This is a genomic window from Candidatus Kaiserbacteria bacterium, assembly GCA_016699245.1.
Lineage (GTDB): Bacteria > Patescibacteriota > Minisyncoccia > Phycocordibacterales > UBA918 > Damh-18.
The window spans coordinates 903,081-916,874 of record CP064968.1 but is presented as its reverse complement, the minus strand read 5'-3'; the positions used below and the strand labels follow the sequence as shown (position 1 = coordinate 916,874).

11 protein-coding genes are annotated in these 13,794 nt (G+C 46.3%); 1 reads left to right on the top strand and 10 read right to left on the bottom strand.

Going from position 1 to position 13,794, the window contains the following annotated elements; all coding sequences use genetic code 11:
• Positions 1-6 precede the first annotated feature (6 nt).
• From IPH92_04680 to IPH92_04635, 10 genes are all read right to left on the bottom strand, one after another.
• Positions 7-582, bottom strand: a complete 576-nt coding sequence (locus tag IPH92_04680; protein ID QQR64822.1) for a recombination protein O N-terminal domain-containing protein — start codon at positions 580-582, stop codon at positions 7-9.
• Positions 582-4,148, bottom strand: coding sequence for a class I tRNA ligase family protein (locus IPH92_04675; protein QQR64821.1), 3,567 nt, complete (start codon positions 4,146-4,148; stop codon positions 582-584). Before IPH92_04675 ends, IPH92_04680 begins: the two co-directional genes overlap by 1 nt.
• Before the next feature lie 550 nt (positions 4,149-4,698).
• Entirely contained in the window at positions 4,699-5,499 is an 801-nt protein-coding gene (locus tag IPH92_04670; GenBank protein QQR64820.1) for a hypothetical protein, read from the bottom strand.
• 6 nt (positions 5,500-5,505) lie between these two features.
• Positions 5,506-6,270, bottom strand: coding sequence for a slipin family protein (locus IPH92_04665; GenBank protein ID QQR64819.1), 765 nt, complete (start codon positions 6,268-6,270; stop codon positions 5,506-5,508).
• A gap of 376 nt (positions 6,271-6,646) precedes the next feature.
• Entirely contained in the window at positions 6,647-8,323 is a 1,677-nt protein-coding gene (gene argS, locus IPH92_04660) for an arginine--tRNA ligase (protein ID QQR64818.1), read from the bottom strand.
• A gap of 17 nt (positions 8,324-8,340) precedes the next feature.
• On the bottom strand, positions 8,341-9,420 hold the full coding sequence (locus tag IPH92_04655; GenBank protein QQR64817.1) for a DUF2914 domain-containing protein: 1,080 nt from the start codon (positions 9,418-9,420) through the stop codon (positions 8,341-8,343).
• A 120-nt stretch (positions 9,421-9,540) separates the two neighbouring features.
• On the bottom strand, positions 9,541-10,806 hold the full coding sequence (locus IPH92_04650; GenBank protein QQR64816.1) for a serine hydroxymethyltransferase: 1,266 nt from the start codon (positions 10,804-10,806) through the stop codon (positions 9,541-9,543).
• Between the two features lie 74 nt (positions 10,807-10,880).
• A complete protein-coding gene (thyA, locus tag IPH92_04645; protein ID QQR64815.1) occupies positions 10,881-11,906 on the bottom strand; it encodes a thymidylate synthase in 1,026 nt (341 codons plus the stop codon).
• Between the two features lie 17 nt (positions 11,907-11,923).
• Entirely contained in the window at positions 11,924-12,478 is a 555-nt protein-coding gene (dcd, locus tag IPH92_04640; GenBank protein ID QQR64814.1) for a dCTP deaminase, read from the bottom strand.
• 12 nt (positions 12,479-12,490) lie between these two features.
• Positions 12,491-13,165, bottom strand: a complete 675-nt coding sequence (locus tag IPH92_04635; GenBank protein QQR64813.1) for a CYTH domain-containing protein — start codon at positions 13,163-13,165, stop codon at positions 12,491-12,493.
• A 70-nt stretch (positions 13,166-13,235) separates the two neighbouring features.
• On the opposite strand from IPH92_04635, the gene IPH92_04630 reads away from it, so the two are divergent.
• Positions 13,236-13,721 carry a dihydrofolate reductase gene (locus tag IPH92_04630; GenBank protein QQR64812.1) on the top strand — a complete coding sequence of 162 codons (486 nt, stop codon included), beginning with the start codon at positions 13,236-13,238 and terminating at the stop codon, positions 13,719-13,721.
• Positions 13,722-13,794 lie beyond the last annotated feature (73 nt).

The window sequence follows — 13,794 nt, the reverse complement described above, 5'->3', positions numbered from 1 at the left end:
CCTTGTCTACAAGTGGCTCTCCAAAAGTGCCTGAGTAATAAGTGTATTACAGTGTTTTTCTGTATCCACAAGAAGGCTATTACTGTCCAGAGAGGCAAAAGGACTATCGAGATATGCACCAATTGAGGCTTCACTCGCAATATACCCGAGAGCATGCAATATGCGAAGCGAAAGAATACATTCGAGTTTCGAAGGGATGTGTTGCTCTAAATGCATACACGCATACACGACTTCGTCAAAAACTTTCTCGTGAGCTGTTTCACCTTGCATGATGCGTCGAATGAGAAGCACGATATTACGCACAAAAGCACGTGCTTCGCGTGTGTGTGCAAGACTGTAGAAATTATGTAGTGGTTCTGCTCCCGTCACGCGCCACCCCGCCTTTCCGCGTACAAGAGTGACGCGTGCATGCGCGCATTCTTGGAGTGAGTAGCGATGCTTCGAGCGTTCCTCGCGGACACTCTGCGCATGTGCATACACCATACCCGCCTCACGGGTAAAAAGGAGAAATGAGCGATCAGAGGTTTGACTGTCGATACTTTCGCAGACAAGTGCCTCGGTGATGTAGGTCTTATACGCCATTACGCAACAGTGATGCCAAAGCGATATCCAACGCCTTCAAGAATGAGGGTTTGTGTTGCTCCTGATTCATCAATGCGTGCTTCGCGCGCACCGACAGTACGAAGCATTTCGATTTCAAACGGTGCAATGAGTTCTTTCGTTGGAGCACTCACCCATAGTACGATTCTGTCATTCGGCTCAAGCCCTGCAGTTTTGCGTGCTTCCTGAATAGCGCGCATAAGCTCACGCACATTTCCCTCTTGCTTGAGTGCGGGTGTGATAGTAGTATCGAGGATGCCTGAAAGAGAGCCTGAACCAGAAAGAGTTGCCTCCATAAAGACACCGATAGTCTTAACATTTATTTCCTCTAAAATTAGAGAGATGAACTCTTCTTTCGGAAGTTCTGACACATCGATCCTCGGAAGAGGTTGTCTTACCTTAATATTTGCTTTTGCTCGTGCTTCCAAACCGATAGTCACAATTTGTCTCGTTAAGGACATTTGTGAAAGAAGATTGATATCTACCTCTCCTCCCTTCGGCCACGACATAAGGTGGACACTTTCTGCTTCCCCTTCCTCGCGGACACGCAGGAAAAGATACTCGGCATAGAATGGCATGACTGGTGCCATGAGAAGTGCAAGATTTTTAAGCACATAGCGAAGCGTCGCGAGTGCACGTGCTTTATCATGCATATCTTCACCCTTCAGTCTTTCACGCGAACGTCGCAAATACCACACCGAGAGATCGTCAATAAGTCCTTCGATTGGACGCGTTGCTTTATCGAGTTCGTAGGATGCGTAGCCTGCAGTGATATCACGCACAGTTTCGTTCAGTCGTGCAATTATCCACATATCGAGAATATTTGTTGAAATCTCCTGAGCAGGGGCGTCATTTTGATATGTCTCGTACATTGCAAGCACGTTATGCAGACGTCCAATATTCTTGCGCTGAAGTTCGAGTATTTCCTTTTCCGACACACTCAAATCTTCTCCATGCACCACGGGTGACGAGAGAAGATAATAGCGAAGTGCATCCACACCCACACGATTGGCAAGTTCCATTGGGTCAGGGTAATTCTGAAGTGACTTACTCATTTTCTTTCCATCTTCCGCGAGCGTAAGCCCATTCACAATCACACTTTCAAAAGGTGACTTCCCGAAGAGTGCAACACCGAGTACGAGAAGTGAGTAGAACCATCCGCGCGTCTGATCAAGCCCTTCCGCAATAAACTGCGCGGGGAAACCAATACTCTTTTCTGCATTAAAGGATTCGAGATTTTCAAAAGGATAGTGATTTTGCGCATAGGGCATGGAACCCGATTCAAACCAGCAGTCAAAGACGTCTGGTACACGCACCATTCTCTCACCATCAGTATCGACGAGTTCGATTTCATCTATGTATGGACGGTGAAAATCAAGAACGTATGTATCATTGTGTGGAAGCGGTGTAAAATCGAGTGCACGCACTTCTGCGTTATGCATGTCGTACTCATCGGTCTCTATTATTTCACCGAGATGCTTGTGTTCATCACCATGCGCAGCCGCTTGGAGCATTTGGAGTGCGCCATTATGTGACACGATAAGGATTTTTTTGCCGCTGTGCTTTTTTTCTATTTCATAGAGAAATTCTCCTACGCGCTTTTTTACATCAGTCCAAGACTCCCCGCCCTCTGGACACATGACGAGGCGATTGTACCCTGCACCAAAAAACGCATGGTACTCATACACCTGCTTTCCTTCGAATTCACCAAATTGCATTTCCTTGATGCGGTCGTCTTCGAAACACGCCTCCATAGGCACCCCAAGCTCCTCGCGAATACGCATTGCAGTCGCAATGGTGCGCTCGAGTGGCGAATAGTATATGAGGTCAATCTGCGTACCACGGAGTGCTTCTACCGTGGCGTCCACCTGTGCCTTCCCTTTTTCTGTAAGACCGTTTTTTATTCCGGGTAGTCCGTTTAAAATGAATTGTGGATTGAACTCCGACTCGCCGTGACGCGTAAGGAAATAGGTATTTCCTGACTTTGGAATGTACGTCTTCAATTCTGCGAGAGAGCCGAAGACCTTGTACACACCCGTCTTTACATTTTTCCAAATTGGGATTGGCGCACCCCAATACCGTTGGCGAGATACCGCCCAATCACGCGCACCTTCGAGCCACTTGCCAAAACGATTCGTACCCACATGCTCGGGAACCCAGTGTACTTTTGCATTTTCGCTTACGAGCGCGTCTTTAATGTCGGTCACACGCACAAACCACGAGGTTGTCGCATAGTTGAGAAGCGGTGTGTCACAGCGCCAACAGTGTGGATATGAGTGCGTGATATTTTCTTTTCGCACGAGAAGATGCGCATCCTTCAAATACTTCACCACTTCAATATCCGCATCGAGATGAGAGACATCTGCCTTATCATCATCTTTTGGTTTTACGAGTTGTCCTGCAAAATGGGTGACGCACTCCTTGAAGTGTCCATCTACATCCACATGATGCATCACCGGCACTCCCTCACGCTTAGCGAGCTCCATATCATCGTCGCCATACGCTGGTGCAATATGCACTGCGCCTGTCCCCTCCTCCCCCACCTCCACATAATCGGCATGGTAGATAGTCCACGCTTTTTCTTTTCCTACAAATTCCTGTTTTAAAAAAGAATCAAACGGTGGAAGATATTTCCTTCCGAGAAGTGCTTCGCCTTTCATCTCTTCGAGAATTTCATATTCATCGGTGCTAAGTTGCGCGAGGCGTGCTTTTGCAAGAATTACTTTTTCCTCAGTACCGTCGAGCGTCACCTGCACCTTCACGTATTCAATATCGCGATTCACGGCAACCGCAAGGTTCCCCGGAAGTGTCCACGGCGTTGTCGTCCAGATGAGTATTGAGGTGTCGGTTACATTCCCTTGCTCATCCAATAACGGCATTTTTACCGTGACCGCGATATCCTTGATATCCTTATATCCCTGATTCACCTCAAAGTTAGAAAGAGTCGTCCCACAACGAGGACAAAGATGCATAGTTTTAAATCCCTCATAGACAAGACCTTTTTTGTTGAGTTCAGAAAATACCCACCATACCGACTCGGTGTACGTGGCGTCCATCGTGCGATAGTCGTCCTCCATATCCACAAAACGTCCCATGCGTGGCACAACCTCCTTCCAATCGTCAGCGTACTCGAGGACCGCATCTCGTGCCGCTTCATTAAATTGTTTCACCCCCATCTCTTCAATGTCTCGCTTGGTGGAGAGCCCAAGACGCTTTTCTATAATATTTTCCAAAGGAAGGCCGTGACAATCCCATCCCCACTTACGGATGACGCGCTTGCCGTTCATTGTCTGGAACCGTGGGATAGCATCCTTTATCGTTCCTGCAAGAATGTGTCCATAGTGTGGCGTGCCTGTAGCAAACGGTGGCCCATCATAAAAAACATAGTGCTCCAGGGCACCTTCTCTGCCCGCAGGTGTCTCTACCGACTTATTAAAAATTTCGTTCTCTCGCCAAAACGCGAGTATCTCTTCCTCACGAAGTGCAACGTCACTTTTTTCAGTTTGCACTGTGGGCGTATTTTTTCTATTCTCTATTTTCTTTTCCATATTCTATTTATGTATATCAGACATAATAATACGTACATGTATCAGATGTACCTAGGCATCATAGCATAGAAAAAGCCCGCTGTGACACGGGCTTTGCCTCATAAAATGCGAGAGGCTACACGCTGACTTGTGTACGTGAACTGAAAAGTTCCGAGTTGCAATGCGTTCGGATGAAGTCGGTAATCGACAACCCCAAGGATGCGCTCCACGTATGTCCCTTCCTAGCAAACTGCTCGGAAGCAATATGCTCATCAGATTCACGCCCTACGAGGACCGTCCCTTTCTGTTGGTATTGCGGGGGCAAGATCGCCATTCCTTCCTTGCATTTAGCCGTAAGTTCGTCAGGACTTTCGAAATGTCCCCGTGCAATAAGCACGGGGCGCGGACTCTTCACTGCTGCTTCGTCGTGAATTGGTTTGAACATTACCACGACTCGTGTACGTTTTTTACATCTGCTCTCTTTGTTGGCCATTTCAGTCTCCTACTATCACCGCCCATGCAGTGCGACTCACATTCTGCCACACCCAATATTTTTCTGCAACATATTTTTTCACTTAATCTCTCGCAAGAAACCTTCGATGAGATCAGTCGTTTCCTTCGAACTTTCGTAGACTGACTTCCATATCACCACAATATCAGCATCATTAAAGATAGCACGTTGTACTTCCCGCACCGTATCCCCACCGGCAATCGATACCATCACGTTGTACATTCCTTTAATGCGACGTATTTCATGAAGTGGTATTTGTTTTTCCTTATTCACCGCCTCTTCATCGACACCACGATGGAGAATAACGACAGGTGGAATCTTTTTGAGTTTTTGAAGAACCGCGAGTGGATATTCGACGTTCATCATATCGATCATGGCATCAATACCGTGTGTCTCGCATGCTTCAATAAATCTATCAAGCGTTTCAATGGGTGCCATCCCAAGTGCAATTGCTGCACTCGCCCCTGCACTCGCCACCATCTCTACCTCCGTTTCTGCTCTATCCATCGTTTTTAAGTCTGCAACGACATACGGACGGATATGTGCCCCCGGTACGTTCGTCATTGACTGACTCTGTGCAAGCGCCTCACCAAAACTTTTTGCAAGTTGACTGAATGAACTCGTCTCAACATTGAATGCTTGAGGAACAAGACTATTGAGATGGTTACTATACCAACTATAAATTTGGGCAATACCATGAGTACCATACCGTTTGATGAATGGTGTCCCTGCTTCCACAATAATGCGCTCACTCCGCGGAAGAAGCTGTATTACACGGTACGCCTCATCGAGTGTGTTGTTGAGTGCAACTTGAAGGTACGCGGTGCGCGGATTCAAATGCGGCTTCACAATGGTAGCCATACGTGTTTATTTACTCTTATCCTTGAGTATGGTTGAGAGCGATTGGAGTCCTTCCATAATCTCAACGGGAAGTGCGAAGATGACGGTCTTTGATGGGTCGGGGTTTATCTTTTCGATGGTCGCAAGGGTGCGCAGTGACATGCCTCCGGGAACAGCGCCGAGACGCTCTGCCGCCTGCGCAAGACGCTCTGCTGCAGTGAACTCGCCCTCTGCACGAATGATAACCGCGCGTCGTTCGCGCTCTGACTCTGCTTGTTTAGCCATGATGCGCTTCATATCTGCAGGAAGCTCGATGTCTTGTACCTTAATATCGGTGACATTCACACCCCACTCGCCGGTGGCGCCATCCACAATCTTTTTAATCTCAAGCGAAATTTGCTCACGTTCTGAGAGGAGTGTATCAAGCTCAATACCACCAATAACATCACGGAGTGCCGCTTGCGCGTACTGTGAGACGGCTAGCGTGAAGTCTTTAATATTGAGAGTCGCCTTATCTGCTGACTCTACTTGGAAATAGACAACTGCATTGATACCGACCGGCACATTATCCTTCGTGATAACTTCCTGCTGAGGAATATCAATCGTGGTGATGCGAAGGTCGACTTTCTGCATTGTTTGAATGCCAATAAAAATCCATGTAAGCCCTGGAGCACGCATACCGGTGTACTTCCCCAAAGTGAGCACGACACCCCGCTCATACTGATCAACAACACGAAGACCCGCTATAAGAAGGAAAAAAGCAGCGCCGAATAAAAATGTAGTGAACTCCATAGTGATAGCAAATTAAAAAAATAATAGTGTTCTCTTAAACCTTTATTACAGTATATCACGCGAAAATCCTGCCCAAGGCAAGGCCTCGGGCAGGATTTATAGACTAACGGTCTTAATCCTAATTCAGCCCGGGCTCTTTTTTACATCGAATTATATGGTCATTAAATGTGAATCGATGATACCCCAATCATCGGTGACTGCGCCTCCCGGTCAGCTGCTTTGGTCCCCCTCATTTTTTTTTTTGCAAGGGGGGAGGCGAAATTTTTTTTTCCTCCCCCCCCCGAGAAGGGACGCGCCCACCCCCGGCCCCCCATTCCTTCTTTAATAAATTTTCCTCTTTGGTTGGCTGTTTATGCATATTAAGATTATATACTGCCTACATACACTCTGGGGCTTTTATGCCAAGAAGCCAAAGACCATTTTTGAGTGTGCTTCGAATTGAAGCTGCAAGTGCGATTTTATAGGGAGCGTGAGGGTCGTTTAAGTCTACAATCTGCTCGTGGGCGTAGAATGAATTGAACTCACTTGCGAGGGTGGTGAGATAGGTGACGAGAAAATGCGGTGCTTTTTCTTGCCCTGCTTTTCTCACTACTTCCTCAAATTGGTAAATCAATTTCTCAACTCTATAGGGAACCTCTGGTGCATGCGTGGTGCACGCGGTAAGTCCCGCATGTTTTGCTTTTTCGAGAATAGAGGTGAGGCGGGCATGGGTGTACATAAGGTAGGGACCTGAGTCTCCCTCAAGTGAAAGTGCGCGTGCTTTGTCAAAGACAATATCACCTCCCACTGCTTGCCTCAGTATCTGGTACTTAATCGCCCCCACAGCCACCTGCTCAGTGAGTTCCTCGATATGCTCTGCCCTGCTCTCTTTTGCACGCGCATACGCTTCTTCACGTACCTCCGCGAGGAGGTCTTCTCCCGTCAGCACATTGCCTTTGCGGGATGACATCTTCCCTGTCGTGAGTGTGAGAAAACCTGTGGCGATATTTTCAATCACCTTTTCTTTTGATTCTGGGAAAACTTCTTTCAGTGCTTTAATGAGTACCTTGAAATATTCACGCTGTTCTCCTCCCGTCACTATGTATGAGCGTGTCCACCCCGGGTACAGTGACTGCTTCCGTGCAAAGTTGCCCATATCTTTTGCTTCGTACGTGGGCAAACCATGAGAATTAAGAAACACACGGGTGTGAAGCCCGTAGCGTTCACCGCGGAAAATAACTGCCCCCTCACTTTCTTCAAAGACCGTGCCGATTTTTTCTCGTACTATTCGTGTTCCCTCCTCACTCACCTCACTCTCAAAAAATTCTGCATCAAAATGCGTGCCGAGCATCTCACACAACTCAGCGAGTCGTGCACGCGACGTAGCAATACCCTGTGCACGGAGTGCATTAAGTGCTTCATCGGTACCCGCATAGAGCGCACGATTAATTGCATCTATTTCCTCCTTTCCGGTACCATCATCATACGCTGTACTGCCGACGCGATAGGCTTCTCCAATAGCATTGATGTCGTGCACATCCCCCTTTGTCTGTATCAGTCCCCATACACCCTTTGCCACTGTAGGCCCAATGTCTGAAGGATAATTTACACGATGGAGTGTAGCGCCACCATATTCCATGAGTCGTGAGATGGATTCGCCCACAATATTCCCGACGAGGTTCCCAATATGAAGCGGTTTAAAAAGATTTGGACTCGTGTATTCAAAAATAATCTCCTCTCCTTTGAGAATGTCGTTCTGACCATATGTAGTCGGGCTCGCGTTTACCGCTTCTATCTTCTCCACGAAAAAATCGCGTGAAAGAGTGAAGTTTAAAAATCCCGGACCCGCAATTTCAATGGATGTCACATCCGGAATTTTTCCTTCGAGTGCCGCGCGAAATCGCTCCGCGATATCGCGCGGGCTTACCCCCATTTTTTTTGCCGTTACCATGGCCACATTTGTGGCATAGTCCCCATGTGCCACATCACCAGGATGCTCCACTCCAAAATTGACCTCCTCAATACCGAGGTCCTTGAGTGCTACTTCAATCGCTTCACGAATTACTAATTCCATATGCACACAATACAAAACTATTTACGTTGTGTCACGAAACTACCTTGCACCCCTGAAGCAACGGTGAATTGCTCTCGCCCTATCACCTGCCCTCGTTCTGTCTCCACGGTGCAGCGCCACTCCCCCTCACGAAAATTACTTATTTTCGTGTACCCACGATACCCATCATCTCTTCCCCCAGAAATAGCGTACGAGAGTCTATCGTGCTCTTTCCACTCTCCTTCCTTTTCATCATAATATTCCCATCTATGATACACCTCGGTGATAAGACGGGACGGCGCAAAGACTGATGCAAAACAAAAGATATTTGATCCAGCGCTATAGTGAAATACACTATCTGATGCACGATACCACTCCCACCATTTTGGGTTTTCATAGGTGAGTTCGTAGGAACCATCCTCATATTTCAGCACATTGTGATAGATACCCACCTCTTTAAGTGAAAGCGGAATGGGCGGGATGAGATTGGTGAAATAAAGCAGATTAAACGTAAGGTAGATAAGCCCGATAATAAAAACAATAGTACGTTTTTGAAGCAGTACATAATTGGGTACAATGCGTGTCACTAACCCAAAAAATACGTACATAATAAAGAGTGCAAGAAGTCCACTCCCCACAAAAACCCACGGCCCCATCTTTCCTAAATACACGGGAACAATGAGTGTCACGTACGCAAAGAGTCCCACAAAGAATATAACGAGGTTGTACACGAGACGCTGTCCACGATTTTTAATGGTCTCATTACCATAAATCACAATGAGAATCATAAGAAGGAATGGCCAACTATTCGCAAGTGAACCGCTCCGCCCATAGAAAATGAGCATACCTGAAAGGAGGCCACCGAAAGCATACTGCATCACAAAGGGTGATTTGTCGCGCAAAAAGCGACTCACTCGCTCACCAAAGCGTTCTGCGATACCTGCATAGAGCGTAATGATAGAAAGCATCGCAAGTACTACGTACCCGAGCAACACTGCGTTATCGAAAAACTGATCGACGCGTGTGAGCGTGAGATTGTCGAGAATGAAGCCAAGGAGAAACGCAACGGTAAGCCAATGATGACTTAGAAAGGTACGTGTTTTTTTATATAACTCCACAAACATTCCATGTATTGTACCGTATCCGAGAAGAAAAGATGTACTTAAAACACATTTCACCAAGCTTACCGTATACGTAACAGGTGTTACGTATACGGTAAGTAGAGCATTTGAGTTATTTTAAACAAAGCTCTCAGGAACTGGGAATTTCATGCAGAGTGTTTCTACCGCTACTTTGAGTTCTTTTGCTTTTGCTTCATCGGTAATACTCTTGAGACGCTCTACCATGAGTTCTGCAACCTTGGTCGCTTCAGCTTCTTTCATGCCACGGGTGGTCATTGCGGGGGTACCGAAGCGAATGCCTGATGGGTCCATTGCTGAGCGTGTTTCATCGGCAATCATATTCTTGTTGAGCGTAATACCAATTGAGTCGAGTGCTACTTCTGCCTCCTTCCCTGATATACCGAGCGAGCCAAACACGTCGGCAAGAATGAGGTGATTGCTCGTTCCTCCTCCCTGCATACGAATGCCTGCGGTGTGGAAGACTGCTTCCATTGCTTTTGCGTTCTTCAAAATCTGCTCGGCATACTCCTTAAACTTGGGCGACATCGCTTCACCAAAGGCAACGGCCTTCCCTGCAATAACATTCATGTGTGGGCCACCCTGTGTCCCCGGAAATACTGTCTTATTGATTTTCTTTGATATCTCCTCGCTTTCTCTCGTGAGTATCATGCCACCACGAGGACCACGGAGTGTCTTGTGTGTGGTGGTGGTAATGACATCAAACCCATCATCAAACGGATTTTGCACTGCCTTACCCGCAATGAGCCCCGCGATATGCGCCATGTCGGCCACGGTATACGCACCCACTTCTTTCGCTATTTCTACAAACTTTGCATATTCGAGCTCCCGACTGTATGCAGAAAATCCTGCAAGGATAATCTTTGGCTTGTGCTCGAGTGCCACTTGGCGAAGGTGGTCGTAGTCTATCTCTCCGGTATTCACGTCCTTCATCTTGTACCGTACAAAGTTAAACACTTTATTGATAGAAGTGGTTGGGTGCCCGTGGGTGAGATGTCCCCCATGGGAGAGGTCCATGCCGAGCACGGTGTCGCCGGGCTCAAGGAGCGCAAAGTACATTGCAGCATTTGCCGGTGCGCCTGAGAGCGACTGGACGTTTGCGTATGCACAATTAAAAAGTTTCTTCGCACGTTCAATGGCGATTGTTTCTATCATGTCGGTAAACTCCTGCCCGCCATAGTAGCGCTTCCCGGGGTATCCTTCAGAATACTTATTGGTGAACACAGAACCGTTCGCTTCGCGTACCGCGCGCGACACGTAGTTTTCACTCGGTATGAGTTCGAGCCCCTTCGCCTCGCGCTCCTCCTCTCCACGGAGTGCCTCAAATACCTCCTTATCCTGCTTCTCTATATATGCGTAATCCATATCAAAAAATATCTTAGTAGTAATCTTCGGTTGTGCGGGTGTCAGATCATGTGCTTAATACAGGTTCCATTACATTAATTTTTCTTCGTCTCTGTGAATCCACCAATATTCGCTATCTCTGCTTTTATTGAGTCGTGTGACTGATAGCCCTCAAGCGTTATGTCACTTGCCGTAAAGGCATCAATGTCAGTGATATTCTCGTTGAGTTTTACCGTCGGGAATGGATATGGTTCACGTGTAAGTTGCTCCTTCACTTGATCAAAGTGGTTTGAATAGATATGCACATCACCAAACGTGTGCACTAATTCTCCTGGTGGGATCTTGGTAACATGAGAGACCATAAGGAGTAGGAGTGCGTAACTTGCAATGTTGAATGGTACCCCAAGAAAGAGGTCCCCAGACCGTTGGTAGAGACCAAGGTTCAGTTTCCCATTCGCAACCTGGAATTGGAACATAGTATGACAAAACGGAGGGACGTGTGATTTTTGTCCTTCCGATGCCATTTCATAAATAAAGTCGGGGTTCCACGCACTCACGACATATGATTTTCGATCCGGCTTTGTCATGAGACCTTTGATAACCCACCCAAGCTGATCAATCTCACGACCATCCTTTGCTGGCCACCTACGCCACATGCGTCCGTAAATAGTAATGAGGTCTGCCCACTTCACTACAAACGGATCGTTAGAAGGGAGCGCAGTTAGTTTTGCTATGAACTCATCTTGTGTAATATCTTTATGCTCACTTTTCTCAGCATCTGTTGCCCACATCTGAAAATGCTTCCATGCCCATTCGTCCCATATGTGATTATTTACATCAAGAAGTGGTTTGATGTTTGAACTCCCTGAGAGAAACCAAAGTAATTCGGTAACGATACCTCGCCAAAAGGTCTTCTTGGTCGTCAGCAAGGGGAAAGAACCATCACTTAAATCAAATCGCATCTGTCTCCCAAACACGGAGCGTATAAACGGTGGTGTTTCTCCTTTTTTCTTATACTCCTCAAGGACAACGTCATTAAAAAAGAGTTGTTTATCTGCGCCATTTTCTAAAATATCTTTACACAGATCGAGATATTGATACTCTGGATGTCTATCATTCATAAAAAATATGTTAGAAATTAATTTTTTGGTTCTGCAAAATGATTAGAATTTTTTGCATCGAAGCGACCCACGCCATTTTCACCCATATATTCCTTGCTTGTCGGTGATGTAAGTCGAGCAAAAAGAAGTTGCGCAATCGGCATGCCGGGACGGAGAATGATAGGGACATTACTGCTATTCACTAACTCAAATGTGGGGTAGAAATGATGTCCTGGATTAAAAAGCATAGCGGTGTTGTGAACAACAAGACCGACACGTGCCAAACTACTCTTCCCCGAGAGTAAAATGAGGTGCTCGTTATCGACACCAATAAACTCACGTTGTTTTCCGAGCACGTTTTCTCCTGGATGAAGTACGAATTCTTCGTCGTCAGCAACTTCGAACTTACGTGTGACGGGATATATTTTTCGAGCTGGGTCTGATGCTTGCACGAGATGTCTATCCACTACTTCAAACTCATTCCCGAGAGTCACATCATAACTCGCGAGTTGTAACCGAGACTCATCAAATGGTTGTATGATTATTGCACCACTTTCTATTCCCTTTTTTATATCCACATCGGAAAGAAACATACTTTTTTAGAATTATTCAATAATAAAAGTACGTTCCGTCCCATAATAGTCCTGCCAATTTGAATTATAGTGCTCAAACATTCTTTCAAGTCTCTCCTGCATAAGTTCCTCTACTCCAAGTTCTTGCATGACAAAATCAATCTCTTCTCGGACTTCATTGAGTACAGCATCGTCATAAACCACCTTTTCAAACTCAGCAAGATACCCGTATCCCGCATTCCTATCGAGACACACGTTCATGCCTTTATACGCATACTCCTCGCGTTCTCGAGACCATTTAGCCTGATATGAAAATCCAGCATCGAGAACAAGTTGGTCTAGTTCATCAAGTGACGCGGGGACAGCTTCTTCGAACTCAAGTCGTGAGATACCATTTGAACTTGTCCCTTCACCGACCGATGCTTTTACTACAAGCAACACTTCATCGTCTCTCTGTCGTGTCCTCACAGAAAAATCAGTCCCCTTCTCTGCAATGTGTCTGAATTTTTCCTTAATTTCTTCGGAAAATAACATCCCTGTCTTTTCAAAAAGATCTTCTAAATTTCCTCCAATAAAATAATGATTGAGCTGAATATTTGTACTCACACATGTACATGTGGGATCAAGTTCTTGCATCTTCGCCTTAAGCGCATCTGCATTTTGTTTTTCTCCAAGGAGACTCTTTACCTCAATTTCAAACTGTGACATTGGAATATTATACATTCGTGCTCCCTAAGTTCAAAAAGACAACCTGGGCTTAATATGTCATAATCTCTTAATGAGCACACCTCGAATGAGTATCATTGCAGCGGTGGGGCAAAACCGTGAACTTGGGAAGAAAAACGAGCTTATTTGGCGTATCAGCGCTGACTTAAAACGGGTGAAAGAACTCACGATGGGGCATCCCATTATCATGGGGTGGAATACATACCTTTCGATTGGACGTCCACTTCCTGGCCGTACAAATATCATTCTCTCGTGGGAGCCAAAAGAGGTACCTGGATGTGTCGTTGTTACTTCACTGGGTGAAGCATTAAAGAGTGCAAAGCAAGTAGAAAAAGAGGAAATCTTTATCTTCGGAGGAGCGAGTGTATACAAAGAAGCAATTGGCATCACCGACCGTCTCTATCTCACGCGCATTGAGGCACACGATGCGGACGCAGATGCCTTCTTTCCTGACTACAGTGCATTCTCAACTGTACTGAGTGAGGAGCAACACCTCGAGTACACCCCCCCCTACACATGGCTCACACTTGAAAAATAAAAATGTGCAAGGGTGAACAAATCAATCACGAAAAAAGGGGCGCCGATATTGAGCGCCCCTATTGTTTTCTTTT